Annotated in this window: 18 protein-coding genes, 1 tRNA gene and 1 other RNA gene; 10 read left to right on the top strand and 10 right to left on the bottom strand. The window is 58.9% G+C overall.

The genetic code is table 11. From position 1 onward, the window contains the following. The first annotated feature begins 37 nt into the window (after positions 1-37). Positions 38-1,474, top strand: a complete 1,437-nt coding sequence (gene glnA, locus FFT87_RS08885) for a type I glutamate--ammonia ligase (protein WP_219948391.1) — start codon at positions 38-40, stop codon at positions 1,472-1,474. Positions 1,475-1,648: 174 nt separating this feature from the next. On the opposite strand, the gene FFT87_RS08880 is transcribed toward glnA, so the two are convergent. Together FFT87_RS08880 and FFT87_RS08875 are read right to left on the bottom strand one after the other, a co-directional pair. Continuing rightward, a complete protein-coding gene (locus tag FFT87_RS08880; protein WP_219948390.1) occupies positions 1,649-4,579 on the bottom strand; it encodes a bifunctional [glutamine synthetase] adenylyltransferase/[glutamine synthetase]-adenylyl-L-tyrosine phosphorylase in 2,931 nt (976 codons plus the stop codon). A 16-nt stretch (positions 4,580-4,595) separates the two neighbouring features. Continuing rightward, positions 4,596-5,933 (bottom strand): glutamine synthetase family protein, encoded by a 1,338-nt coding sequence (locus tag FFT87_RS08875; protein WP_219948389.1) that lies wholly within the window; start codon positions 5,931-5,933, stop codon positions 4,596-4,598. A gap of 151 nt (positions 5,934-6,084) precedes the next feature. On the opposite strand from FFT87_RS08875, the gene panB reads away from it, so the two are divergent. Together panB and gdhA are read left to right on the top strand one after the other, a co-directional pair. Next, positions 6,085-6,915 carry a 3-methyl-2-oxobutanoate hydroxymethyltransferase gene (gene panB, locus FFT87_RS08870; RefSeq protein ID WP_219948388.1) on the top strand — a complete coding sequence of 277 codons (831 nt, stop codon included), beginning with the start codon at positions 6,085-6,087 and terminating at the stop codon, positions 6,913-6,915. Between the two features lie 46 nt (positions 6,916-6,961). Continuing rightward, the gene (gene gdhA, locus FFT87_RS08865) at positions 6,962-8,311 is read left to right on the top strand and encodes an NADP-specific glutamate dehydrogenase (protein ID WP_219948387.1); all 1,350 of its coding nucleotides are present in this window, start codon (positions 6,962-6,964) and stop codon (positions 8,309-8,311) included. A 55-nt stretch (positions 8,312-8,366) separates the two neighbouring features. On the opposite strand, the gene FFT87_RS08860 is transcribed toward gdhA, so the two are convergent. Next, a complete protein-coding gene (locus tag FFT87_RS08860) occupies positions 8,367-8,534 on the bottom strand; it encodes a methionine aminopeptidase (protein ID WP_219948386.1) in 168 nt (55 codons plus the stop codon). Between the two features lie 48 nt (positions 8,535-8,582). Here FFT87_RS08860 and map point away from each other — a divergent pair, with 48 nt between their 5' ends. From map to FFT87_RS08845, 3 genes are read left to right on the top strand one after another with little or no spacing between them, the layout of a single operon-like run. Further along, positions 8,583-9,449, top strand: coding sequence for a type I methionyl aminopeptidase (gene map, locus FFT87_RS08855; RefSeq protein WP_219948385.1), 867 nt, complete (start codon positions 8,583-8,585; stop codon positions 9,447-9,449). 19 nt (positions 9,450-9,468) lie between these two features. Next, positions 9,469-10,215, top strand: a complete 747-nt coding sequence (gene ppgK / locus FFT87_RS08850; RefSeq protein ID WP_219948384.1) for a polyphosphate--glucose phosphotransferase — start codon at positions 9,469-9,471, stop codon at positions 10,213-10,215. A gap of 3 nt (positions 10,216-10,218) precedes the next feature. Further along, entirely contained in the window at positions 10,219-10,929 is a 711-nt protein-coding gene (locus FFT87_RS08845) for a VIT family protein (RefSeq protein ID WP_219948383.1), read from the top strand. 78 nt (positions 10,930-11,007) lie between these two features. On the opposite strand, the gene rnpB is transcribed toward FFT87_RS08845, so the two are convergent. From rnpB to FFT87_RS08810, 7 genes are all read right to left on the bottom strand, one after another. After that, positions 11,008-11,378, bottom strand: an RNA gene (gene rnpB, locus FFT87_RS08840) — RNase P RNA component class A. Positions 11,379-11,436: 58 nt separating this feature from the next. Then, positions 11,437-12,177 carry a zinc ribbon domain-containing protein gene (locus FFT87_RS08835; protein WP_219948382.1) on the bottom strand — a complete coding sequence of 247 codons (741 nt, stop codon included), beginning with the start codon at positions 12,175-12,177 and terminating at the stop codon, positions 11,437-11,439. A gap of 30 nt (positions 12,178-12,207) precedes the next feature. Next, entirely contained in the window at positions 12,208-13,026 is an 819-nt protein-coding gene (locus tag FFT87_RS08830; RefSeq protein WP_219948381.1) for a Nif3-like dinuclear metal center hexameric protein, read from the bottom strand. A 9-nt stretch (positions 13,027-13,035) separates the two neighbouring features. Beyond that, positions 13,036-18,498, bottom strand: coding sequence for a cytosine permease (locus FFT87_RS08825; RefSeq protein WP_219948380.1), 5,463 nt, complete (start codon positions 18,496-18,498; stop codon positions 13,036-13,038). Between the two features lie 171 nt (positions 18,499-18,669). After that, entirely contained in the window at positions 18,670-19,395 is a 726-nt protein-coding gene (locus FFT87_RS08820; protein WP_219948379.1) for a hypothetical protein, read from the bottom strand. A 185-nt stretch (positions 19,396-19,580) separates the two neighbouring features. After that, positions 19,581-19,656, bottom strand: a tRNA-Val gene (locus tag FFT87_RS08815). A gap of 81 nt (positions 19,657-19,737) precedes the next feature. Further along, complete coding sequence (locus FFT87_RS08810; protein WP_219948378.1) at positions 19,738-20,208, bottom strand: redoxin domain-containing protein; 471 nt, start codon at positions 20,206-20,208, stop codon at positions 19,738-19,740. Between the two features lie 178 nt (positions 20,209-20,386). Here FFT87_RS08810 and aceE point away from each other — a divergent pair, with 178 nt between their 5' ends. The 4 genes from aceE (at position 20,387) to FFT87_RS08790 (ending at position 26,330) form a co-directional block, all read left to right on the top strand. Continuing rightward, entirely contained in the window at positions 20,387-23,113 is a 2,727-nt protein-coding gene (gene aceE, locus FFT87_RS08805) for a pyruvate dehydrogenase (acetyl-transferring), homodimeric type (RefSeq protein ID WP_219948377.1), read from the top strand. Positions 23,114-23,164: 51 nt separating this feature from the next. Continuing rightward, entirely contained in the window at positions 23,165-24,313 is a 1,149-nt protein-coding gene (locus FFT87_RS08800) for a CdaR family transcriptional regulator (protein ID WP_255558976.1), read from the top strand. A 95-nt stretch (positions 24,314-24,408) separates the two neighbouring features. After that, positions 24,409-25,329 carry an ACP S-malonyltransferase gene (locus FFT87_RS08795; protein WP_219948376.1) on the top strand — a complete coding sequence of 307 codons (921 nt, stop codon included), beginning with the start codon at positions 24,409-24,411 and terminating at the stop codon, positions 25,327-25,329. Beyond that, positions 25,326-26,330, top strand: coding sequence for a beta-ketoacyl-ACP synthase III (locus FFT87_RS08790; protein ID WP_219948375.1), 1,005 nt, complete (start codon positions 25,326-25,328; stop codon positions 26,328-26,330). The genes FFT87_RS08795 and FFT87_RS08790 overlap by 4 nt, the downstream gene beginning before the upstream one ends. Positions 26,331-26,373: the final 43 nt, after the last annotated feature.

The raw sequence follows: 26,373 nt of genomic DNA, 5'->3' as shown, positions 1-26,373 counted from the left end.
CAGCCGATCGCCAATGAACCACTGGGAGTTCTACTCAATGTCTCATCCGAAGTTTTCCAATTCGTCTGAGGTTCTTGCATTCATCAAGGACACAGACGTAAAGTTTCTCGACATCCGGTTTACCGATCTGCCAGGAATCCAGCAGCACTTCAACATCCCCGCAGCCACCGTCGATGAAGATTTCTTCTCCGTAGGCCAGCTCTTCGACGGTTCATCGATCCGCGGTTTCCAGTCGATTCATGAGTCGGACCTTCAACTGATCCCCGACGTCACCACCGCCTACGTCGACCCCTTCCGTGTCGAGCGCACACTCATCATCATTTTCGACATCTACAACCCCCGCAACGGCGAGATCTACCCTCGCGATCCGCGCCAGGTTGCCAAGAAGGCCGAGAAATATCTGACGTCGACCGGAATCGCCGACACAGCATTCTTCGCATCAGAAGCAGAGTTCTACATCTTCGATGACGTGCGCTACGAAGTGAGCGCCAACAAGAGCTTCTACGAAGTCGACTCCAGCGAAGGCGCATGGAACAGCGGCCGCACAGAAGTAGGCGGAAACCTCGCCAACAAGACTCCCATGAAGGGTGGATACTTCCCGGTCTCCCCCGTTGACCAGCACGCCGACATTCGCGACGACATCGTCATGAAGCTCATCGATGTAGGACTCGAAGTTGAGCGCAGCCACCACGAGGTCGGAACGGCCGGCCAAGGCGAGATCAACTACAAGTTCGACACTCTGGTGCACGCCGGTGACGACATCCTGAAGTTCAAGTACATCGTCAAGAACACCGCAAGTGAATGGGGCAAGACGGCAACGTTTATGCCGAAGCCAATCTTCGGCGACAACGGGTCAGGAATGCACACCCACCAGTCGCTCTGGAACGATGGCACGCCGTTGTTCTATGACGAGAAGGGCTACGGAGGACTCAGCGACACCGCTCGCTGGTACATCGGTGGGCTGCTCAAGCACGCTCCTGCCGTGCTCGCCTTCACGAACCCAACCGTCAACTCGTACCGTCGCCTCATCCCCGGATTCGAAGCTCCCGTAAACCTCGTGTATTCGGCCGGAAACCGCTCGGCTTCCATCCGTATTCCGATCACGGGAACGAACCCCAAGGCAAAGCGCATTGAGTTCCGCGCACCCGACGCATCGGGTAACCCTTACCTCGCGTTCGCTGCTCAGCTTATGGCTGGACTCGACGGCATCAAGAACAAGATTGAGCCGCACGAGCCCGTTGACAAGGACCTTTACGAGCTGCCTCCCGAGGAAGCTCGCCTGATTCCTCAGGTTCCCGCTTCGCTCGAAGAAGCACTTGTTGCTCTCGAAGACGACCACGAGTTCCTCATGGAAGGCAATGTCTTCACCAAGGACCTCATTGAGACGTGGATTGACTACAAGCGCACCAACGAACTTCTTCCGTTCGCGCAGCGCCCGCACCCGTACGAGTACGAACTGTACTTCGGTGTCTAAGCACTAACGCAGCATAATTTCGGGCCGCATCCTTGGGGATGCGGCCCGATTTTCGTTAACGACCCCAGCAGTAGCTCGCGAGGCAGACACTCGAAAAGTGGCACTAAGCCTGCAGTGAGCCTCATGTAACGCTAGGCCGACCAACGAAGAACTTTCTTTCGATCCGTTCGCTGGCTACGAGCGCACGACGTTGGTCACGCCGTAAAAACGTCGCTCGAAAACCCGACGAGAGCGGCGGGTGGCGCGGAGATAATCCTCTTCGAGTTTGGTTGCTGACCCCGGTGGATACTCCAGCATTCGAGCTATGCCTTCAAGTTGAAGACGGTCGTTGGGAAGAACGTCTGCAGCTTTCGATGTCCAGAGGGTGATCGCTGAGCGCGCCCGTGAAGCTAGAATCCACGCTTCGCGTAAGCGCGCCGCGTCGGATGCCGTAACGAGCTTTTCAGCGACAGCGGCGTCGAGAGCATCCAGAGTCGATGTTGTGCGCAAGCCTTCGACTCGTGCGCCGTGCTGCAACTGCAGCAGCTGCACGAACCATTCGACATCGCTGAGCGAGCCGCGCCCCAATTTCAGATGTCGCGACGGGTCCGCTGCCTGCGGAAGCCGCTCAGATTCCACTCTGGCTTTGATTCGTTTGACCTCACGCACGTCTTGCACCGAAATCGAGCGTGGATACCGCACGCTGTTCGCAAGCGTTTCGAAATCGTTGAGAAGCGCCACGTCGCCCGCTACGCCGCGTGCTCGCAACAGCGCTTGCGCTTCCCAGGTTAGCGACCAACGCTCGTAGTAGGCCTTGTAGGAGTCCAATGAGCGCACGATGGCGCCATTCTTGCCCTCTGGCCGCAGATCGAGATCGAGTTCCAAGGGCAGCTTCACGTCCTCGGTGATGCGCGTTAAGCCCTTCGCAAGGGCCTCAGCACGCTTTGCTGCGTCTTCGCTGGCAGCGTCAGTTGCGCGATAGACATACATGACGTCGGTGTCGGATCCGAAACCTGACTCTGCCCCGCCGTAGCGACCCATCGCGATGACTCCGAATTCGATGCCATCCGGCTCGGGGCGGAGCACTGCGAGAGCGCCTTCAAGAATGGTGGTCGTTACATCGCTGAGCCCTCGGCCCAGTTCTTGGATCGTTGTGACCCCCAGGATCGACCCAAGCGCGAGTCGAAGCACTTCCCGGCGCCGTGCGATGCGGAGAGCTGCAGCAGCAGCTTTTTCGTCACCCTTGTGGCGTGAGACTATCGCGCGGGATTCGTCTTGCAACACCTCGATCGAGCGGGGACGCAGTTCCTTTTCGTGCTCGAGCCACGCTGCAGCTTCGGGAATCCGTTCAAAGAGCGAACCGACGTACTTGGAAGACGAAAGGACATGCGTTAGGCGTTCTGCAGCACCAGATGAGTCCCGAAGCATTCTGAGGAACCAGTATGCCTCCCCCAGCGCTTCGCTTAGACGTCGGAACGCCAACAGTCCGTAATCTGGGTCTGCACCGTCAGAAAACCACTGCAGCATGACAGGCAGGAGAGTTTTCTGCACCGTTGCACGACGCGTTAGACCACCCGTGAGCGCGGCAATATGCGCCAAGGCGCCCTTGGGGTCGAGGAATCCGATTGCTGCAAGACGCGCGGCAGCTTGCTCGCTCGACAGCGCAATCCCCTCATCGGGGAGAGCCGCGACGGCCGAAAGGAGCGGCCGATAAAACAGGCGCTCGTGTAGCCGGCGAACCGCGATTTTGGTGCGCTGCCATTGCTCAGTCAGGTCGCTCGCACTCGTGGCGATTCCGGTCGCGCGCGCGAGCACACGAAGATCATCGGGATCCCGCGGCATCAAGTGAGTTCTGCGCAGCCGCGACAATTGGATGCGGTGCTCTAACAGCCGGAGAAAACGGTAATCCCTGGCAAACTCGCCCGCCTCAGTTCGACCGATGTAGCCATGCTCGGCGAGGGCAATAAGTGCACGCAGACTTGAGGTCTGACGCACATCTTCATCGTTTTGACCGTGCACCAGTTGGAGCAATTGCACGGTGAACTCAATGTCGCGAAGACCGCCCGGCCCCAATTTGAGCTGTACATCGCGTTCCTCGGGAGGAATGTTCTCGGTGACGCGTTCACGCATTCGTTGAACCGACGCTACGAAGTTCTCACGGGACGCACTCGACCACACCATAGGCGCGACACCAGCAACGTAGCGTTGGCCAAGCTCGTGATCACCGGCGATCGGACGTGCCTTGAGGAGCGCTTGAAACTCCCAACTATCTGCCCAACGTTCGTAGTAGGCAAGATGCGATTCCAGCGTGCGCACCAGAGCGCCGTCTTTGCCCTCAGGGCGAAGGTTTGCGTCGACTTCCCACAGTCCCGGCTCGAGTGTGAGGTCGTTTATCCCGCGCATAGTTTGAACGGCAAGGCTCGTCGCGATTTCAACCGCGCGGTTAGCGTCAATGCCATCCGGCTCAGTGACAAAGATGACATCAACATCCGACACGTAGTTCAGCTCACGCGCGCCAGCCTTGCCCATTCCGATGATGGCCACACGCGTAGCCGCGATGTCGGATGCGGGAAAGTGAACCGTGCGGCGTGCGATATTCAGGGACTCTTCAAGGGCGGCCCCCGCAAGGTCGGCCAACGCCATCGCGACGCGGTCTACGGCTCCAAGAGGATCTTCTTGCGCGAGGTCCCAGCCGGTGAGCTTTGCAAGCTCACGGCGATAGCGGATGCGCAAAGCAACCCAGGCATCTTCTCCTTCACAACCATCGGTCGCCTCCGCCAGCACGGCGACATATTCCTCGGGCTCTGATGGTCCAGCGATCGGCTCGCACAACGCATCCAATTCTTGAGGATGCCGAACGAAGAAGTCGCCAAGGCCCGATGACGCACCAAAAATCTTCACAAGCCGCACGGCCGCGGCGTCGTTGGCAATAATCGGCTCAAGTTTTTCTGGTGCAGATTCTTCAAGCGCCAGCAACAGCCGTAACGCCTGATCGGGGTCTGCCGCCCGCGCAAAGAGCCCCAAAAGCTCGGGACGGTTGAGAGCCACAAGGCGCTCGCGTGCTTCGCTCAGTTCTAAGAAACCGAGCTTGGCAAGTTCGGTCAGAGTGTACGGAGACCTAGACATTTCGAGTCGACGACCTCTAGAGAATCTCTAGATTGCTCTCCAGCTCGTAGGCGGTTACCTGCGCGCCGTATGCCTTCCACTCGCGACGCTTGTTGAGGAGAACGAAGTTGAATACCTGCTCCCCCAGCGTCTCGGCGACGAGCTCTGAACTCTCCATAATTGCGAGAGCGTCGTTGAGGTTCGACGGCAACTGCTCGTAACCGAGCGCTCGACGCTCATGTTCAGAAAGATCGCCGACGGCATCTTCAGCCTCGAGTGGAAGTTCATATCCCTCCTCGATGCCTTTCAGCCCCGCAGCGAGCAACAGCGAGTACGCCAAGTAGGGGTTCGCTGCGGAATCAAGCGCCCGATACTCGATGCGAGCGCTTTGGCCCTTTCCGGGCTTATACAGCGGAACTCGCACAAGTGCAGAACGGTTGTTGTGACCCCAAGTGACGAAGCTGGGCGCCTCATCACCGCCCCAAAGACGCTTGTAGGAGTTCACGAACTGGTTCGTGACGGCGGTAATTTCGGCGGCATGCTTGAGGATGCCTGCCATAAATTGGCGGCCAACGTTTGAGAGCTGGTAGTGACCACTTGCGTCATAGAACGCATTCTGATCGCCCTCGAAGAGCGACATATGAGTGTGCATTCCCGACCCTGGCTGGCCAGAGATTGGCTTCGGCATGAAGGTCGCGTAAACACCCTGCTCGATCGCGACCTCTTTGATCACCGTGCGGAACGTCATGATGTTGTCTGCAGTGGTCAGCGCGTCTGCGTAGCGGAGGTCAATCTCGTTTTGCCCTGGACCTGATTCGTGGTGGCTAAATTCCACCGAGATTCCGAGATCTTCCAGCATCCGGACTGAACGACGGCGGAAATCGTGAGCCGTTCCCCCGGGAACGTTGTCAAAGAACCCGGCGGAGTCGACCGGCTGCGGTCGGCCGTTCTTGAGCTTGCTCGACTTGAGGAGGTAGAACTCAATCTCCGGGTGCGTGTAGAAGGTGAACCCGCGCTCGGCTGCCTTCTCGAGCGTGCGCTTGAGCACATTACGCGGATCGGATGCTGCCGGCTGGCCGTCAGGTGTTGTGATGTCACAGAACATGCGGGCTGTGGGGTCAATCTCTCCGCGCCACGGCAGAATCTGAAAAGTGGTGGGGTCAGGATGTGCAAGCATGTCTGCTTCATAAGCTCGAGTGAATCCTTCGATGGCCGAGCCGTCGAAGCCGAGGCCTTCAGCGAAAGCGCCCTCAATCTCAGCGGGAGCAACAGCAACGCTCTTGAGCGTTCCCACGACATCCGTGAACCAGAGTCGAACGAACTTGATGCCGCGCTCTTCGATAGTGCGAAGAACGAAGTCGCGCTGCTTGTCCATTGACATTGAGTTCCTCAATCCGAGCCGTGTCGCGAATTCGCGACGTCGATTGTGCCTTTCTTAGGCTACTTGCTCTGACGCGTCAATGCAGCGCACTCGCCGGTTCGCCTCACCAATCGCTGGCTGCTCTGGTTTGGTTAGACTGACGGCTATGACTGACCCAGCCGCAGCTGCCGCGCAAGCAAATCTCAAACGTGTCCGCACTCGCCATTTTCAGACTGCTAAAGAAAATGGGATCAAGATCGTTGGACTCACCAGCTATGACCAGCTCACTGCTGGTATTTTCGATGAGTCAGGGATCGACTTTTTGCTTGTCGGAGACTCTGCCGGCAACAATGTCTATGGCTATGACACGACTTTGCCGGTCAGCATCGACGACCTAATCCCTCTGACCCGTGCTGTCGCGGGCGCCGTCACTCGCGCTTTCGTCGTCGCCGATCTTCCCTTCGGCTCCTACGAAACAGGCGCCGATGAGGCCCTACACACTGCGTTCCGTTTCATGAAGGAAACGGGGGCGCATGCCGTGAAGCTCGAAGGTGGAGTACGGAGCGCCGAACAGATTCGACGAATCGTGGATGCCGGAATTCCCCTCATGGCTCACATTGGTTTCACGCCGCAGAGTGAACATGGTTTGGGCGGCCACGTCATCCAAGGTCGCGGCGATGACCTAGAGCAGCTGCTTGCCGACGCACTGGCGGTAGAGGAAGCTGGCGCGTTCGCCGTCGTGCTGGAAATGGTTCCCGCGGATGCCGCAGCCAAAGTGACTGCCGCACTGCGAATTCCCACAATCGGCGTTGGTGCTGGCCCCCACGTGGATGGCCAGCTGCTCGTCTGGACAGACTGGGCTGGACTGACCAAAGGCCGCATCCCCAAATTTGTTAAGCAATACGCCGATCTGCGAGCGACCCTCGCAGGTGCCGTCACCGAGTACCGCGCTGACGTTGCGTCTGGCTCGTATCCCACCGAGGAACATTCGTATTAGGGCACAACCCTACGTTCCTGCACCACCACAACCGCGAAAGCTGTGCATGACTTCTTCTCTTTCCCCTGCCCTCCGCACCGTCTATAACGACGCGATTGCCCGCAACGCACATGAGCCGGTGTTCCACCAGGCCCTCCATGAAGTTCTCGAATCGATTGCTCCGGTGCTCGACAACCATCCCGAGTTCATTGATGCGGGAATTGTTGAGCGCCTTGTGGAGCCTGAACGCCAGATCATGTTTCGGGTACCGTGGCACGACGACAATGGCACCGTTCGCGTGAACCGCGGCTTCAGGGTGCAGTTCAACTCGGCGCTAGGCCCGTATAAAGGCGGTCTTCGATTCCATCCGACAGTAAACCTCGGGATCGTCAAGTTTCTAGGCTTCGAGCAAATTTTCAAGAACGCCTTGACCGGTCAAGGAATCGGCGGCGCCAAGGGCGGTTCTGATTTTGACCCGCATGGTAAGTCTGATTCCGAAGTGATGCGATTCTGCCAAAGCTTTATGAGCGAGCTGTACCGGCATTTGGGAGAACATACGGATGTCCCTGCCGGCGACATGGGCGTCGGAGCCCGCGAAATCGGCTTCCTCTTCGGCCAGTACCGACGCCTCACGAACCGTCACGAGTCAGGGATGTTCACAGGGAAAGGTATCCAGTGGGGTGGCGCCGAAGTGCGAACTGAAGCGACAGGATATGGGACCGTATTCTTCGCCGAAGAGATGCTAGCGAAACGTAACGACAGCGTTGAGGGTAAGCGCGCCATTGTTTCAGGCTCCGGAAACGTCGCAATTTATGCGATCGAGAAGCTGCAACAGCTTGGGGCTACCCCCATCACCGCATCCGACTCCGGCGGGTATATCGTCGACGAGGCGGGAATCGATCTCGAGCTCTTAAAGCAGCTCAAGGAGGGTGAGCGCGCTCGCATTTCGGTTTACGCTGATCGCCGTCCTTCGGCGCGCTATGTGTCCGGAAGCTCCATCTGGAACGTGCCAGGGGAACTAGCTCTCCCCTGCGCTACTCAGAACGAGCTGAACCTCGATGACGCTCAGACGCTCCTCAAGAACGGGCTGCTGTTGGTTGCTGAAGGCGCGAATATGCCTTGCACTCCGGATGCCGTCGAGACATTCCAAGCGGCCGACGTACTCTTCGCCCCTGGCAAAGCGGCGAACGCGGGAGGCGTTGCAACCTCAGCTCTCGAAATGAGTCAGAATGCGTCTCGACAGCGTTGGGATTTCACGTCGAGCGAAGACAAACTGCACGAGATCATGCGGGGTGTCCATGCTTCCGCCTGGGAGGCTGCAGAGTTTTATGGGCGCCCCGGTGACTACGTAGTCGGCGCGAACGCCGCAGGGTTCAAGCGTGTTGCTGACGCGATGTTCGCTCAAGGAGTGATTTAGCTGATCCGCGGCACGGTGCAACGACGCTGTGCCGCGGATACCCCCGCTGTGCGTTTTAGTCTTCGGAGTCCTCATTCGCCCATTTGCGAGCACGTTCTGCCGCGATTTGGGGCGCGTGCTCGGCCTGTTCACGAGTGTCGTACGGTCCGTCACGGTCGACCCCGAGTGACTGCGGACCCTCTTCGACCTCACCGGTCTTGTGGTTGAACCACCATTGCGTCATAGTCTCGTCCTTTCGTTGGGCACAAGGCTACGCCGGTAGAGTGGTGGGATGCCTCGGAATTCTTCTGGTCACCTCGTTCCGGGAGTAATCCCACCCCAACTCGCCGTTCCCCCAGCAATCACACGCCCGGAGTATGTCGGCAAAGCGGCGCCGCGCCCCTTCACGGGCTCAGATGTGTATTCGCCCGAAGCCGTTGATCGCATTCGGGCTTCGGGAAAGATCGCTGCCGGAGCCGTGGAAGCTGTTGGGGCCGCGATCGCTCCTGGAGTGACAACCGCGCAACTCGATCAGGTCGCCCACGAATACATGGTCACGCGGGGAGCCTATCCCTCGACGCTTGGCTACCGGGGGTTCCCTAAGTCCTGCTGCACGAGCATCAACGAGGTTATCTGCCACGGCATCCCCGACGACACCGTGCTCAACGATGGCGACATCATCAACATCGACATCACCGCTTACAAAGACGGCATGCACGGCGATCTCAACAAAACTTTTCTCGTCGGCGATGTCTCCGAAGACGCCCGCCTCCTCGTCGAACGTACTCAGGAGGCCCTCAATCGCGGCATCAAGGCGGTAGCACCCGGTCGTCAGGTGAATGTGATCGGGCGCGCCATCGAGTCGTACGCGAAGCGTTTCGGCTACGGAGTGGTACGAGACTTTACCGGCCACGGCGTTGGCGAGGCCTTCCACTCCGGCTTGATCATTCCCCACTACGACTCAGCGCCACAGTTCGACGATGTAATCGAGGTCGGCATGGTGTTCACAATCGAGCCAATGCTGACGCTCGGTTCTCATGACTGGGATCAGTGGGCTGATGACTGGACCGTCACCACACGCGACAAGAGTTTGACCGCTCAGTTTGAACACACCATGGTCGTCACCGAACGCGGCACCGAAATTCTTACGCTCCCCTAATTACGCGAAAGAGGACACAATGACTCAGGCTTTAGGAATTGATATCGGCGGCACCGGAATCAAGGGTGCCATTGTCGACACCGACACGGGAAAACTCGTGAGTGCACGCGTGAAAATCGCGACACCGAAGTCCGGAAAACCTGATGCAATCGTGAAGGTCGTCGTGGAGCTTGTCGAGAAACTTGGCGGTCTTCCCGAGTCGATGCCCGTTGGCGTTTGCTTCCCCGCGGTCGTGCGCAATGGCAAGACGATGTCTGCCGCGAACATCTCGAAAGAGTGGATCGGGCTTGAAGCCGAAGCGTTGTTCGAGACAGCGCTCGGCCGCGACATCCACTTCGTTAATGATGCGGATGCCGCCGGCATAGCCGAGGTGCGCTACGGCGCCGCGAAAGACGTGCCCGGTCTGGTCTTGCTCACGACGCTCGGCACCGGCATCGGTAGTGCACTCATTTATAACGGAACGCTTGTTCCCAACTCGGAACTCGGTCACCTGACCATCGGGCGACAGGATGCGGAGAAGGGCGCGTCCTTTTCCGCAAAGGAACGACGCCATCTCAGCTGGCGAGCGTGGGCGAAGCGCCTCCAGCGCTACTACACACACCTCGAAGTACTCTTTTCTCCGGATCTCTTCCTCGTCGGTGGTGGCGTTTCGAAAAGTCACGAAAAGTTCTTGCCATTGCTCAAGCTAACGACACCAATCGTTCCCGCTCAGCTTCGCAATAACGCGGGCATCCTCGGCGCAGCAGCTCTTGCCGTGAGGCAATAACGGATGAGTCTCCATCTCGACGAACCTCATTCCGGCGATCTTGCTGGTCGCCTCAACTGGCTCCGGGCTGGAGTTCTTGGCGCCAATGATGGCATCGTGTCCGTTGCCGCGATCGTCGTTGGTGTTGCCGGCGCGACAACCGCAATTGCCCCAATTCTCACCGCAGGAGTCGCCGGTCTTGTGGGTGGCGCGATCTCTATGGCCTTGGGCGAATACGTTTCCGTGAGCAGCCAAAGCGACAGCCAACGCGCCCTCATCGAGAAAGAACGCCGTGAGCTTGCGGAAATGCCGGAAGAGGAGCTCGCCGAACTGACGGAAATCTACCGTGTGAAGGGCATCAGCCTAGAGACCGCCCGCCAAGTTGCCGAGGAACTCACCGCACACGATGCCCTGGCCGCTCATCTTGAAGCAGAGCTCGGTATTACCGAAGATGCCGTCGTGAGCCCGTGGCAAGCCGCAGGTGCATCGGCGCTTGCGTTCACCATCGGCGGGGTGCTGCCGTTCGCCGCCATTCTTCTCGCCCCCGAATCGATCCGAGTGTTTGCGACCTTCGTGGCGGTACTGACTGCGCTCATCATCACGGGCACCTTATCGGCTCGGGTTGGTGGCAATAGCTGGGTGCGCCCGACACTGCGGATCGTCGTCGGCGGAACAATTGCTCTCGCCACAACGTTCCTCATCGGAACGCTTCTGGGCACCAGCGGAGTCGTTTAGTTAACACAGACGCATCACCGGTTGGCTTCGCGCTCAGGCGGGTGCGCGGGTGCCAGAGGTTCTCTGCCGCGGAGTAAAAGAATGGGCCGGCTAGTACGCCGGGTTCTGTTCACACGGGGCCAAAACCCCGTGCTGGACGGTCATCTATCTACGATGTACGTTGCCGCACACCTCTAGCGATCTACCCGAAGACTCGGCGAGCAGCCTTAGCGTCTTCTGTCTGATCTTGCTCCGGACGAGGTTTACCTAGCCGGCTGAGTCACCCCAACCGCTGGTGGTCTCTTACACCACCGTTTCAGCCTTACCCCAGGCCGAAGCCCGTGGCGGTCTACTCTCTGTTGCACTGTTCTCGCGGGTTACCCCGGGTGGGTGTTACCCACCATCCTGCTCTACGGAGCCCGGACGTTCCTCGGTACCCTTGCAGGCAACGCGACCGTCTTGCCGACCCATTCAGCTGTCTAGCCTAGCGCTCGCGCCAGAGGCAGCGAACCACGGCATCGGCCGCGTTTACAGCCCGGACTGGTCCGTGCGCACAAGAATGGCTTCGCTGCTCGCGCACATGATGATCGATTCTGGTGCAGCCGCACGAATCTCTTGCATCTCATTCTCAAGAAGCTTTACGCCGGATGCTAATGAGACGCCGCCCCGAAGGAGCGAAGCGCCGGTGCCATAGCGCGATCGTTGGCGTTCGTAGAGGGCGAGAAGATCTTCGGGGATAGTTGACTGCAGAGCAGCGCGACCGGCACGAACCGTAGTCAGCTCAGCGTCGATGTCTTTCAGTGCTTCGTCTCGACTTGCCTCAAGCTCGGACGATTCGGCGACTAGGTTATCGCCTTGCTCAATCAGATTGTCAACAACTTTTTGCTGCGCTTCAAGGCGCTCCATAACCGCGAGTTCGATGTCCTCGAGGTTGCTCAGTCTCGTGCGCAATGCTGTCAGCTCGTGCTCGAACGCCGCAGCGTCCTTGGCCGACGACGTTGCATCGAGTCGCGCACTGTCTCGAGCGATTCGAGCATCAACTACCTTCACATCAGAGTCGATCCGGCTCAATTCGAGCTCGATATCCTCTTTGATTCCGCGCTCTTCCAGCAAAGTCAATTGAAGCTTGTCGCGGTGCTGCTTGAGGGTTATGAGTCCTTCGTGCTGCGGAAGCTTCTTTGTGCGATGTTCCAGTTGGGAAATCTTTGTGTCAAACGCTTGCAGGTCGAGGAGCAAAGCTTGATCGGCGGGGCTAGCGGTTAACGCCATAGTGGTGCTTCTTTCTGTATACCGGTGCGCTTACTGCACAACCGCAAAATCCCAAGGGTCGGTGCGCAACTCGCTCACCGTAATCGTTACTGCTGGCAGCAACTCACGCAATTCTTCCGCTGCGGCGTCTAACCACAGCCATTCACTTGCCCAATGAGAAACATCGATGAGTGCAGGACCACGCATGAGACGCGCATTCTCTCGCGCCTCCGACGCCGGATGATGGCGCAGGTCGCTGGTGATGTACACATCAGAGGCAAGCACCGCCGGGTCATTCAAGTATGCGTCACCGGCTCCCCCGCACAACGCCACTGACTGCACTACCTGGTCAAAGTCACCAGCGACTCGGATTCCGGTGGCAGTCGCCGGGAGAATTTCTCCGAGAAGTCGGGCAAGCCGACCGAGAGTCATAGCCTCTGGCAGCATTCCCGTGCGACCGATGCCGCGATCAGGATTCTCACCAGCAACAATCGGTGCGATGTCTGTGAGACCCAGTTTCGCCGCAAATCTCCCTGATGTTCCTGTTTCGACGACATCCGCGTTGGTGTGAGCAGCAAGGAGCGCGCACTTGGCCCGAATCAGCTGTGTCAGAACGGCGCCCTTATACCGGTCGCTCGCGATTGACGTGACGCCGCGCAGCAGCAAGGGGTGATGTGTAATCAGCATGTCTGCGTCAGCGCTGATCGCTTCGTCGACGGTGTCAAGCACTGCATCGACCGCAAGGACAATACGGGTCACGGGCGCGTCGAGATCGCCAGCAACAAGGCCAACAGCGTCCCACGACTCAGCGCCAGTAGACGGCCACAGTTGTTCGGTTGCTGCGATTACTTCGGAAACAGTAGTAGACACGTTCTCAGTCTAGACAGCGCGGTTTGCGCGTTCGGAAAGGCCAGACTCTTGGCGACGAATAGCCGGAATGCCGGCAACCATCGGAGTCAGTAATCCAAGGCCCAAGGCGACAAGTACGCCGAGGTCTGTTGCAGCTAGCTCAGAATTGAGGTCAACACCCAGTGCCGCAAAGCCGTAACCCTGCCAAGAAAGCCAGGTGATTGTCGCGCTAGTGAGAGCGAATCCGATTACTGAGATCAACACAAACGCACCCAAGTTGACCCAGCGAACATCCGCATATATTCCCCCTCGTGTGGTGAGGGCGGCGCTGTCGAGGCGACGCGTGCGAATCATGGTCTCAGCAGCAAAGATCCCTGCCCAAGCCGCAGTCGGCACCGCGATCGTTGTCGCAACATCACGGAACAACTCGTTGATACCGCCAGTGACGCCGAACGCAAAGAGTACAGCCAGCGCGCCCAACAGCACTCCCACGATCACAATTGACCACTGTCTGGGAAGTCGAACACCGATAGCTTGGAGGGCGAATCCACCGGAGTACAGACTCAATGTAATGCCAGAGAGAAGACTCAACGCAGCCGCGAGCAAGAGCGGGATGGGGAACCAGCCCGGCAAAAGTGGCAACAGTGTGTCGAGCGGCGATGCAAGGAATCCCCGTGCGATTGCCGGGTCGGATGCCGCAAGGAGTGCACCGTAGGCGATGAGCACGAACGCGGGAACGGTAGCGCCAAACGCTGCCGATAGCGCAGATGCTGCACCACTAGACGACGGTCGTTGGTAGCGCGCGATATCTGCTCCGCTGTAAGCCCACACAAGGCCCAAGAAACTGAACACGAGGACCGTACCAGTGAGAGTGAGCAGCCACGACCCATCTGGAGTGGTAAGTGCCTGAGCAACGTCAACGTATTGAGCGGTGAGAGCAATGAGGCCCACGACGAGCACGCCGGAGACGATGCTCAAAATGAGTTGGATGCGAGCGAACAACGGGTAGCCGGCAAATGCGACGACGAGCGCCACGAGGAAGGACACCGCAAGCGCGATAAGCAACAGTTGACGGTCACCGAGTCCAACGTTGAGATCTGCCCCGATCAGGACGATCGCTACAGATGACGCTAAGAGCCACAGCAGAACTGCGCCCCAGAAGAGTCGGGCAACTAGCGCAACAACGGCAGGAACAACGTTACCGAGCAATCCGAAGGTTGATCGCGAAATGACCATTGTCGGCTGACCGCTGCGCTTGCCTGCAAGAGTGGTGAGCCCCAAAGGGATGAACGACAGCGCCACGCCGGCCAAAATCGCGACTACCGACTGGCGAAGGCTCATCCCGACAGCGAACACAGCGGCACCTAGGCCGAGGCTCACGATGGAAGAGTTTGTTGCAAACCACAGCCAGAACATACGCGCGGCGTGACCAACTCGGCGATCAACCGGGGTGGGCTCAAGCCCGCTCTCTTCGAGGCTGAAAACTCGTTGGGCGGTTGGTGCGACGTCATCCAGGCCAAGAGGTTGCTGGCTGACGAGCGCCGACGAGAGCGACAGTGGCTGAGGAACTACCGCAGGATCGGTGCCCGATGCCGCAGCGTCAGCAGTGCTCGGTGCTGCTGAAGGGCTCACGGCTGTCGCGGCGACCCCCGCAGCTACCGTCGCGGCGCCCGCCGCGAAAGGAATCGGGTTGCTGTCGTCGTCGGCACGATGTGCGGGAACCTCGTCCGAGTGAGAGAAACGATCGCTGTCGTCTACTGCCTCATCAGACTCAGCTTCCAGCAGGGTTTCGCTTATCGAAATCGACCCCGTGTTTACGGTCGAGAGCGGGTCTCCTGGCAGCGATTCTGTATCGGGCTCCGCAAGAAACGCGTCGAGCGGGTTGACGTCGTCAGCGTCGTCCGCATCGTCGGCTTCTTCGTCATCCTCACTATCGCTCTTCAAAAGGTCGTCAAAGCTCAGAGGCGCGGATGGCACATAGCGCGGGGTTTCTTCTGAGGCAAAGCTGAAAGAGGAAGGAGCCCCGGCAATCTCAACGTTTGCAGCTTCGATATCCGTAGGTTCGGCCGGAACATCGACGCCCTCAGGTTGTGAATCTGCGTCGTCAGCGGCAGGTTCTGCGTCGTCAGCGGAGACGTGAGTGCTGCTGGGTGCTACCGCTGCAGCAGGAGAATCGAGGTTGAAGGCAAACGCGTTTACGTTGTCGGAATCAACCTCGGATGCTGCGGCGGAGGTTTCAGCGATCGGCGCTTCGGCTGCTGCCGGTTCACCAGAGATCGGGGGCGTGAAGCCGAAATCTCCGAACGACACATGCTCGTCGAGGTTTGAGCGAGGGTTCGACGGCGCCGTCAATGGCTCGACAAGGGGTGGCGGTGCGAGTGGAATTTCGTCGTAGTCACCGTCCTCGTCTGCGGGAAACTCTGGCGATTGCTCAGCGTGCGCCGCGGCATCAGCGGGATCAAGAGTCGGCGGAGCAAATGTGGAGGTGACGGGCACATTACCCAAGCTCAGAAGCCCGGATTCCTCATCAAAGTGCGGCACGATCTGCTCGGGCGCGACCGCAACTTCGGACTCAGTCTCGGACTCGGACTCGGACTCGGGGTCAGAGTCAATCTGATTCGGCACTTCGGAAGCAGGGGCGAAGCCAAAGTCGACTTCAGCGATAGCCTCGGAGCCGGCCTCATCTGAGGTCACATCCGCTGGAATGGCAGTCTCTTCTGGCACGGAGGCGCCGAACTTTGATATTTCGGGTTCAGCTTCTGCGGTAGTTGCCGCTGAAGCGTCGCCTTCAGTCGCCGAGTCATCGATGGCCGGTTGTGCGTCGAATACCGGGAGCGTTATCGACCCGGTGGGATCTGCGTGCGCCGCGAAAGGAATCTCGTCGTCGAAATCGACGCCCGGAGCCCAGGAGTCACTCGGTGGTGGAACATCCCACGCGGGCAATTGAGCCGCCGCCGCTTCTGTTTCGGCTTTCGCTTCGGTCTGGGAGTCCTCTGCGGGAGTGGAAAGATTCGAGGGCGCGGCAGCGACATCGCTGTTCGCCGCAATTCCTTCGTCAGCAGAAACGATTGGCTCGTTTGATACCTCGGTCGTCTGGCTTGCTTTGGATCGAAGAGTGGTTTCCCATTCGCGATACTCGCGAGCTTCCTCTTCGCGCAGCCGGAGCTGGGCTTCAAGTACCTCGATAACACTGAGCGTGCCAGTTGATTGACTCTCGGGGCTGTCTGCCCAGTTGAGCAGTTCGTCATCTGCCATTGAGCGCCGGACCGGCGGTGTTGCTTCGTCCGACCCGTCAGAGTCATCCACATCGTCCGCATCGTCCGCATCGTCCGCATCGTCCAACTCGACTATCGATTCTGACGTGCGAGGCGGCTCGAACGAGCTGTGCTCGACAGCAGGCTCAATTGGTTCGTTAGGCGAAGACGATCCCGGTTGACCCTGGACTGGTTGTTCCGTTTCGGGCGTCTGGCTTTCGAAACTAGGGGCGTCTTCTTGCGTCGGCGCGAACTCCGCCGCTGCCGCCGAAAAGGCCTCAGCGGGGAACTCCAGCGGCGACGCGAGAAGAGGCTCAACTCCTGCTGGCGCTGCCCCATCGGTCGCATCTACCGGATCCGCACCGTCGAAAGCGTCGAGATCACCCTCGGTACGATCCTCGGCGCCATCCTGAGGTGCATCGACAACGTCGACAACCTCAACATCGTGAGTCACATCGTCGTGCGCAGGGGCGATGTCTGGCTGATCGCGAAGCACTTCACCATCGGCAGCGGCATGCGCAACATCGACGTCAACTGAATCGATCGGGCCTTCAGGATCGGGTTCGTCCTGAATAACATCAACGTCGTGAACACGATCTGTCTCAGAACTGTCCTGAGCAATTTCAGCACTGCCCTGAGCAACTTCAGTACTATCTTGAGCCGGTTCAGCAGTCCCTTGAACGGCTTCAGCTGCCGCTAGGTCATCCGAGTCATCGACGTCAGCAGCGTCGTGAACGACATCTTCGTTCGTGACGTCGCGAGCGGAGTCCTCGTTCGCTTCCTCGACGCTGGATGCCGAGTCGAGGTTCCACATGGGCGCGCCCTCAATGACAAATTCAGCGTTGAGGGGCACCTCGTCGGACACAACTGAATCCTCCGCCGCGTTCGCCGCGACATTCTCGGATTCGTGAGGCGTCTCGAAAGCGTTGACGGGCGAAGCATCGTGAGCGACTTCCGCATCTTCGTTCGCTGGCTGCGCTACTTCACTCGCCGAGGACGCGTCCACATCAGCTGACGCCGGAGCGTCGACGGCCGATGCGGCCACATCCGAAGCTGCTGATGGCGCTGCGCTGTCGGTGTTGGGCTCGAGTGGCCCGAGCTTCCAGACGTTATTCGTTTCCGGCGCCGGGTCGGCCACGGCAGTACTCTGCGAGTCGGCTGGCGCAGCCATCGGTGCCCACGACGTGTCATCTGATGAATCGGCTGTCGTAGAAGGTGCCGGAGGCGTCGCTGGGGCATCCGTCGAAAACAAGGAATCGAAATCGAATACCTTGGAATCTTGGATCTCGGTCGGGCCATCGGGGCTGGTGGAGTCGGGTGCGTTAGCTGACCCGCCAACACTCGTGAGGTCGTCGTCGTCAGCGCTGCTTTCCGCACTCGCGCTGCCTTCTGAGTTCTCGAGACTTTCCTCATTCGGCGCCTCTTCGAGTTCCGCGAAATGATCTTGATCGGAAGCGGCTAGGTTTTCCGCAGCGTCCGAGTCGTCTTCGGGAATCTCAGTTGACGTCGCGCTCGCGACCTCGTCCGTGGCACGGCGACGTGAAATACGTTGTGCAAAGAAATCCGGCGTCGTGTAATCAGCCGGAATTTGATAGGGGTCGTCGCTAGGCACTGCTACGGCGTTGGGCGCAAAGTCTCCTGCGGAAACACCCGAGACTGCTGGATTGAGCTCAGTCTCGGAAACGGCGGCGGTGTCAGAATCCACGGGACTGTCAGAATCCACGGGACTCTGAGGACCCGCGGGGCTCGCAGGGGTGCCTGAACTGTCCGAATCTGTGAGGCTATCTTCTGCCGCGACGTGGCTGAAAGTCGAACGGCGCGGGCCTGAAAATTCGTCGGGCGCGTCAAGTTGGGATACAGCTTGTGTGGGGTCGGGTGCGGGCGCCATCGCCCAGGGTGGCATTCCCTGGTCTAGACCTTCAGCAAGTTCTGAACGCTGGAACTCTTCATCCAAGTTGATGGGTGCGAAGTCGGAAGCACCCGGTGGGGTTAGCGGCACCTCAGGAACGGGTGTGTCGTCGAGACTCGCCGGAACCTCGAGCGCAACATCCAAATCGAAGACGCCATCGTTTGAGGCTTCGCTCAAGTCGACAGGGGTCGGCTTTTCGTCGCGATCCGTCTCATCGACGGCAGGGATACTCGACGCTGCGCGCCGGGGAACGGGTAGTTCGAACTCATGCTCTGAGGACGTTTTGTCGTTCGCATCGTTCGCGTCGTCAACGTCGTCGTGGAATGCCATGCACAGATACTAAGGCGAACCCAGTACTTTGCGGGGATGACTAGCCGTACTAAGTACAGTTATCGCAACAAATATGAGCACGAGGCCTAGCCACGCTGCCGGCGGTTGTTTCTGCGAACCCAGCACCGCCGGTGTTGGCACGCGCGATAGACGTCGAGAAGCGATTGTTCCCTATTCGTCTCCGGAGTATGGATTCAGTAGGTCCGGAGCGTGGATCGGATCATCCCATTGAGGAAATGGAATATATACCCCCGGCAAAGACTCGTCTACATCAGCGGCTTCGTCAGGAATGCGGTCGGCTACCGCCGCGAGTAGCGCCGTGTAATCACCCCAGAACATTTCGCTGATGACCGAAACACTGTAGGACCCATCGGGCTGAACTCGATAGTTCAGCCGATAACCGTCTCCGGTCTCTGCGCGTACTAGGTACGCATGACCTTCGGTGTGCTCGCCAACCGAAGCCTCCCAGCCCTTGGACTCGAAATAGGACAGCATCGGCTCGATATCTTCTTGCGCTCCGGAGGCGCCTTCCTGATAGACGGCCCGAACCGCCTCTAGGTAATAGCTGTTCTCTCGCGTCGATCCCGAGACAGAACCTGGAGCGCCATTTCCGCTTTTAGGGATCGCGCCTTTGACAACCCAGGTCCACTGATCAGTACTGACCTGTTCTTGGGTTTCCGTCAACAGCTCTTGTAGGTGCTCGGTGCGCTGTTCAACCAACTCAAACTGCTCCTTCACGGAGAGTTTGCCGACTTCAGCTTGCGTAAGCCCAGCAGCATCCTCTGCACCAGTCGTGGTTATTGCGTCGTGCACTATGGAACAACTCGACAGAATCATGACGAGTATTGCCGTCATGGCGATGTGCACAGCACTGCTGCGGAACTTCGCACTCTTCATCGAACTTTCCCCTCCGCAATTGCTCGATAGCGTTGGCAAGAATGCCAACTGAACAAGACTCATTAGTTACTCTATCGGGGAGGAGCCACATGGCAGCGTAGGGACTGCACCGAGGCGCAGCGATGAGGCTCCACAAGACCGCGGGAATGCAGAAAGCCCCCGTCCTTGACGGGGGCTTTCTGTTGTGGTGGGCCCTACCGGGATCGAACCGATGACATCCACGGTGTAAACGTGGCGCTCTACCAGCTGAGCTAAAGGCCCGCAGCGTCGCAATGCGAAGCAGCGCTCGATAATGCTACACGGATTCTTGGGGCTCGTTTCACGCTCTCCCCAAAACCGTAGCTATCGGTCAGAAGTTAAGGCCACAATGGCGCGCTCGTAGTCAGCAAATTGTCGCGCCTCGCCCAATGGTGACTCGATAACATCGCGCACGATTCCACTTTGATCTACCAAAAAACTCACCCGACTCGCAAACCCCTCCTTGGAAAGAAAAACGCCGAATTCTTCGGCGACACCGCCATGTGGCCAAAAGTCGGAGAGCAGCGACAGCTGAATCTTCTGTGAATCTGCCCATGCTCGCAGCGTCGCCATAGCGTCGACTGAGATCACCAGAATCTCCACCCCGGCGCTAGCCGCAATGTCATGCCACTGGTTCAACTGCGCAACTTCGTCAGTACAAATTGCCGAGAAGGCTAAGGGGATAAACACGATTAGCGCCGAACGTCGCGAAAGCAGCTCCCCCAACACGATGGTCTGGCCGTGCTGGTTGCGCAACTGAAATTCAGGGGCAGCAGCCCCGATCGCGATCGCCATGAGAAACCTCTCTGTGGTGAACCGACGAAAGCCCCACGATTACGGGAGAAAAACGCTCGGTTCGAATGTTGCCGCATCCGACAACTAGAATCGTTGGGCGTAGTCGATCCCATCACATCCGCAACCCGGTCGTGACTCGACTCGCAGGACTCTGTTCTCTACACGAAAGAGGTCAACGGTGACGGTAAACGACCAGGACCCATACTCGGTAACCAACACCGACAAGGACCCAGAAGAAACCGCCGAGTGGAACGAATCACTCGACTCCCTCGTCGCGGCACAAGGCCACGAGCGCGGTCGCGAGATTATGCTCAGCTTGCTCAAGCGATCCAAAGATTTGCACCTTGGTGTGCCGATGGTTCCCACCACCGACTACATCAACACCATCGCAAAAGAAGACGAACCTGATTTTCCGGGTGACGAAAAACTCGAGCGTCGCTACCGTGCGTGGATCCGCTGGAATGCAGCGATCACTGTGCATCGCGCCCAGCGCCCCGGCGTCGGCGTTGGCGGTCACATCTCCACCTACGCGTCGTCAGCCGCGCTCTACGAAGTAGGGCACAACCATTTCTTCCGTGGCGCAGACCACGAATCTGGTGGAGACCAAATCTTCTACCAGGGCCACGCCTCCCCCGGCATGTATGCTCGCGCCTTCCTCGAAGGTCGCATGAGCGAAGACCAGCTCAAGGGCTTCCGTCAAGAGAAGTCTCAGGCTCCGAACGGCATCTCGAGCTACCCGCATCCGCGCCTCATGCCCGAGTTCTGGCAGTTCCCGACCGTCTCGATGGGTCTGGGCCCGATCAACGCGATCTACCAGGCACAAAACAACAAATACATCAGCAACCGTGGCATCAAGGACGTGTCTGACAAGCAAGTCTGGGCATTCCTCGGTGACGGCGAAATGGATGAGGTCGAGAGCCGTGGAGCCCTTCAGTGGGCAGCCAACGAGAACCTCGATAACCTCAACTTCGTCATCAACTGCAACCTCCAGCGCCTCGACGGCCCGGTTCGCGGAAACGGCAAGATCATTCAGGAGCTTGAGAGCTTCTTCCGCGGTGCCGGCTGGAACGTTATCAAGGTTGTGTGGGGCCGCGAGTGGGATGACCTGCTCGCCAACGACACAGAGGGCGCTCTTCGCGACCTCATGAACCGCACCCCCGATGGTGACTACCAGACATACAAGGCAGAGTCTGGCGCTTACGTTCGCGAGAACTTCTTCGGTCGCGACCCGCGCACGCTCAAGATGGTTGAACACCTCTCGGACGATGATGTGTGGAATCTTAAGCGCGGCGGTCACGACTACCGCAAGGTTTACGCCGCGTTCAAGGCTGCAAGCGAGCACAAGGGGCAACCGACTGTCATCCTCGCGAAGACTGTCAAGGGCTATGGCCTTGGTCCGAGCTTCGAGGGCCGCAACGCGACGCATCAGATGAAAAAGATGACGCTCGATAACCTCAAGAAGTTCCGTGACGAAATGCACATCCCGATTACGGATGCCGCACTCGAAGCAGATCCGTACCAGCCCCCGTTCTACCACCCCGGTGAGGACGATGAGGCGATTCAGTACATGCAAGAGCGCCGTCGCGAACTGGGCGGCTATGTGCCAGAGCGTCGCACCAAGCACACGCACATCGAGTTGCCAGATGCGAAGACCTACGACGTCGTCAAGAAGGGCTCCGGCAAGCAGGAGATCGCCACCACGATGGCGTTCGCTCGACTGCTCAAGGATCTTCTGCGTGACAAGTCCATTGGTAACCGCATCGTTCCGATCATCCCGGATGAGGCACGCACTTTCGGCATGGACGCTTACTTCCCGACTGCGAAGATCTACAACCCCGCCGGACAGCACTACACCTCGGTAGACCGCGAGCAATTGCTGGCCTATAAGGAAAGCCCGCAGGGCCAGATTGTTCACGTCGGCATCAATGAGGCTGGAGCATTTGCGGCATTCACCGCTGTCGGCACGTCGTACGCCACCAATGGTGAGCCGCTGATACCGGTGTACGTCTTCTACTCGATGTTTGGTTTCCAGCGCACTGGCGATGCCATGTGGGCTGCTGGTGACCAGATGGCGCGTGGATTCATCATGGGCGCAACCGCTGGTCGCACAACGCTGACGGGTGAAGGCCTGCAGCACGCCGACGGACATTCCCTGTTGCTGGCATCCACCAACCCTGCGGTCGTCAGCTACGACGCAGCGTACGGCTACGAGCTGGGCCACATCGTGCGCGCGGGTATCGAGCGCATGTATGGGGGCGAGCACGAAGACCCCAACGTCATGTACTACCTGACGTTGTACAACGAGCCTCTCGTTCAGCCGGCCGAGCCCGAGAATTTCGACGTTGAGGGTGCGCTCAAGGGAATTTATCACTTGTCGTCACCGACGATCACTGGTCCGAAAGCTCAATTGCTCGCTTCTGGTGTTGCCGTTCCGTGGACGCTGGAAGCCCAGCGGCTGCTCGCCTCTGATTGGGGTGTCGCCGCTGATGTTTGGTCAGTCACATCGTGGACTGAATTGCGTCGCGACGGTTTGGCCGCTGAGGAGTTCAACTTCCTCAATCCCAACGAAGAAGCTCGAGTGCCGTACGTCACAGCGAAACTAGCTGAGGCAAAGGGACCGTTTGTTGCCCTCACGGACTTCATGCACGCGGTTCCCGACCAGATTCGTGCCTTCGTACCCGGCGATTTTGCCACCTTGGGTGCCGATGACTTCGGCTTCTCGGACACTCGCGCTGCTGCACGACGCTACTTCAAGATCGACAGCCACTCGATGGTTGTTCGCACTTTGCAGTCGCTTGTGAAGCGCGGCGAAATGGATCCAGCAGTTCTCGCTCAAGCAATTGAGAAGTACAGCCTCCATGACGTCAATGCGGGTACCACCGGTTCTGCCGGCGGCGAAAGCTAGGTCGCAACCATCCCCCCGGTACAAAAGACCAAGGCGCAGACTCTCGCCTGGTTGCGTGTTATTTCGGGCGAACTCGCAACAGCGACCCTGAAGCAGCTTGAGGACACGCTGCCCTGGTATGGCGAAATGCCTCCAGGGCGGCGGTCCGCTGTTGGACTAGTGGCACAGGCTGGCATCACCAGCTTTATTAGCTGGTTCGAGGATCCAACGACAACGCCGTGGATCGCTGCCGACGTCTTTGGCGCAGCCCCTCGAGAGCTGCTGAGATCAGTCTCGCTCCAACAAACTTTGCAGTTGATTCGCATCACGGTCGAAGTCGTTGAGGCGCGGGTGAAGGCAGATGACGATGTCTTGCGCGAAGCGATCCTTTTGTACTCGCGAGAGATCGCATTCGCTTCGGCAGATGTGTACGCACGTGCAGCGGAGGCTCGCGGGCTATGGGATGCCCGACTTGAGGCTCTCGTCGTTGACTCAATCCTCAGCGGCGAATATGACAACGAACTCCCCAGCCGCATCGCAGCTCTCGGGTGGAATGGCCACGGTGAGGTCTGTGTTTTGGTTGGCACTGCCCCACGCCAGCTCGACGTCGACCAATTGCGTCGCACCTCTCGTCACCTCGATGCCGATGTGCTCATCGGGGTTCAAGGATCGCGCCTCGTGCTCGTTATCGGCCGAGCCGCACCTCGTTCCGAAAAGGCCGAAGGCGAAGAGCCGTTGCCGTTCATCACGATCGCTGAGCAGTTAGAACCCGGGTTCGGTAGTGGTCATCTGGTTTTGGGCCCCGAAGTTCCGAGTCTGGTAGAGGCGTCGAAGAGCGCGAAAGCAGCTCTCGCCGGTTTTGCTGTAGCGCGCTCGTGGCGTAATGCACCGCGTCCGACAATGGCGAACGATCTCCTTCCCGAACGAGCTTTCGCGGGCGATCCGCTTGCGCGCTCCACTCTCATCAACAAGATTTACAAACCCCTCCAGGCTCATTCCACTGACCTCTTGACCACTCTGTGGTGTTACCTCGATAACGGTCGCTCGCTTGAAGCCACTGCGCGTGAACTCTTCGTGCACCCCAACACGGTGCGTTATCGCCTCAAACGCGTCAGTGAAGTTATTGGGTGGGATGCGACTGGTGCCCGAGAGGCCCTGATTTTGCAGGCGGCCCTCATCGTCGGATCAATTTCCGATCCCGAGTCTGGTCGTTCGCACTAGCTTCTGTGGTCTTTTGGTGAAATCACACAATGATCCTCCCAAGGTTTGGTGGGGTCATCCAAGCGGTTCCGAACAAAGATTGGCAAACTAGCTAAGTGATTGTTGTAGTAGCGCCCGGACAGGGCTCCCAAACCCCAGGATTTCTTGAGCCGTGGCTAGAAGACGCCACACTGCGCGAGCAGCTCGGTGCCATCTCTGAAGCTGCTGGCATTGATCTGGCCAAGCACGGAACTATTTCTGACGCAGATACCATCCGCGATACCGCAGTGGCTCAGCCACTCATTGTTGCGGCTGGCCTGTTGACGCTCAGCGCGCTAACAGCGGGCGACCGTCGCAAGCACATTGGTGCGGTTGCCGGGCATTCCGTGGGAGAAATCACTGCTGCTGCAGCATCCGGCATCCTCTCTGAAGTCGATGCGATGCGTTTCGTGGTGGAGCGTGGTGCCGCAATGGCCGCCGCCGCAGCGCAAGAGTCGACCGGCATGTCAGCCGTTATCGGTGGCGATGAAGAAGCGCTACTGGAGCGTTTAGCCGAGCTCGGGCTGCAGGCCGCAAACTTCAACGGCGGCGGACAGATTGTCGTAGCCGGAGCGCTCGAAGCTCTTGCTGCTCTGGCCGCGGACCCCCTCAAGGGAACACGCGTTATTCCGCTGCAAGTTGCCGGAGCATTTCACACTCGCTACATGCAGCCAGCAGTTGCTCATCTCGAAACCGTGGCAGCTGGACTCACGAAGAACGACCCAACACTGCCGATTTACACGAACCGCGATGGTTCGGTCATCGAGAGCGGGACACACTACGTCGACCTCCTCGTTGGCCAGGTTTCGTCGCCGGTGCGCTGGGACCTCACCATGGGCTCTCTAGCGGATGCCGGAGTGACCGGAATTATTGAACTCGCGCCAGCAGGCGCACTTGTTGGTCTCGCTAAGCGCGGGCTCCGGGGCATCCCGGCCGTCGCTGTGAAGACACCAGACGATCTATCCGCAGCATTTGACCTGATGGAGGCCAACGCATGACCGCACCCACCCTCACCCAGTCCGCCGGAGCACAGTTCACCAAAATTTACAGTTATGGCGCTGCCCGCGGCGACCTGATTGTGGACAACAATCAGCTCGTTGAAGCGATCGACTCAAGCGATGAGTGGATTCAGCAGCGCACCGGCATGATCACCCGCCGCCGCGCGTCAGCGGGAATCCTCGCCGTCGATCTCGCCACGGATGCCGCGCGCGAAGCGATTGAGAAGTCTGGCGTCGACCCGTCGGCGATCGACCTCGTCATCATCGCGACGATCAGCAACGTTCTGCAGACGCCGTCGATGTCCGCTGTTGTCGCCGACCGTGTGGGAGCCAACCCTGCCGCGGCATACGACGTGAACGCCGCCTGCGCTGGTTTCAGCTACGCGGTCACCCAGGCCGACGCCTTGATCCGTGCTGGCGCCGCAAAATACGCCCTCGTGATCGGCGCCGAGAAGCTCTCTGACATTGTCGATCCCACCGACCGCAGCATCTCGTTCCTTTTGGCTGATGGCGCCGGCGCCGTTGTTATCGGCCCGAGCGACACTCCCGGCATCTCGGCTCCAGTGTGGGGGTCGGATGGCTCGAAGGCTGACGCGATCAAAATGAATGCAACGCTCGTCGACTTTCGTGAGGGCGACGCCGCGTGGCCGACCCTCCGTCAAGAGGGCCAGACCGTCTTTCGCTGGGCTGTCTGGGACATGGCAAAAGTAGCGAAAGAAGCACTGGATGTCGCGGGAATTACCGCGGAAGACCTTGCTGCGTTCATCCCTCATCAGGCCAACATGCGCATCATCGATGAGTTCGCGAAGCAGCTGAAGCTGCCCGAGTCTGTCGTGATCGCTCGCGATGTTGCCGACATGGGCAACTCGTCGGCCGCATCGATTCCGCTCGCGACTCACCGTCTGCTCGAAGAAAACCCCGAATTGAGCGGCGGCCTAGCACTTCAGATCGGCTTTGGAGCCGGTCTCGTATTCGGCGCGCAAGTAATCGTTCTGCCGTAGTAACCCCGCTAAACGCAGCTGCTGGCCTACACTGGCTAACGGT

Source organism: Salinibacterium sp. M195 (genome assembly GCF_019443965.1).
Lineage (GTDB): Bacteria > Actinomycetota > Actinomycetes > Actinomycetales > Microbacteriaceae > Rhodoglobus.
The sequence above is the reverse complement of the archived record's forward strand: the minus strand, read 5'-3'. Positions and strand labels throughout refer to the sequence as shown.

What these genes read in the sequence shown, in the direction of transcription:
- glnA (WP_219948391.1), top strand. Translation starts at nt 38, where the DNA reads ATGTCTCATCCGAAGTTTTCCAATTCGTCTGAGGTTCTTGCATTCATC.
- FFT87_RS08880 (WP_219948390.1), bottom strand. Translation starts at nt 4,579, where the DNA reads ATGTCTAGGTCTCCGTACACTCTGACCGAACTTGCCAAGCTCGGTTTC.
- FFT87_RS08875 (WP_219948389.1), bottom strand. Translation starts at nt 5,933, where the DNA reads ATGGACAAGCAGCGCGACTTCGTTCTTCGCACTATCGAAGAGCGCGGC.
- panB (WP_219948388.1), top strand. Translation starts at nt 6,085, where the DNA reads ATGACTGACCCAGCCGCAGCTGCCGCGCAAGCAAATCTCAAACGTGTC.
- gdhA (WP_219948387.1), top strand. Translation starts at nt 6,962, where the DNA reads ATGACTTCTTCTCTTTCCCCTGCCCTCCGCACCGTCTATAACGACGCG.
- FFT87_RS08860 (WP_219948386.1), bottom strand. Translation starts at nt 8,534, where the DNA reads ATGACGCAATGGTGGTTCAACCACAAGACCGGTGAGGTCGAAGAGGGT.
- map (WP_219948385.1), top strand. Translation starts at nt 8,583, where the DNA reads ATGCCTCGGAATTCTTCTGGTCACCTCGTTCCGGGAGTAATCCCACCC.
- ppgK (WP_219948384.1), top strand. Translation starts at nt 9,469, where the DNA reads ATGACTCAGGCTTTAGGAATTGATATCGGCGGCACCGGAATCAAGGGT.
- FFT87_RS08845 (WP_219948383.1), top strand. Translation starts at nt 10,219, where the DNA reads ATGAGTCTCCATCTCGACGAACCTCATTCCGGCGATCTTGCTGGTCGC.
- FFT87_RS08835 (WP_219948382.1), bottom strand. Translation starts at nt 12,177, where the DNA reads ATGGCGTTAACCGCTAGCCCCGCCGATCAAGCTTTGCTCCTCGACCTG.
- FFT87_RS08825 (WP_219948380.1), bottom strand. Translation starts at nt 18,498, where the DNA reads ATGGCATTCCACGACGACGTTGACGACGCGAACGATGCGAACGACAAA.
- FFT87_RS08820 (WP_219948379.1), bottom strand. Translation starts at nt 19,395, where the DNA reads ATGAAGAGTGCGAAGTTCCGCAGCAGTGCTGTGCACATCGCCATGACG.
- FFT87_RS08810 (WP_219948378.1), bottom strand. Translation starts at nt 20,208, where the DNA reads ATGGCGATCGCGATCGGGGCTGCTGCCCCTGAATTTCAGTTGCGCAAC.
- FFT87_RS08790 (WP_219948375.1), top strand. Translation starts at nt 25,326, where the DNA reads ATGACCGCACCCACCCTCACCCAGTCCGCCGGAGCACAGTTCACCAAA.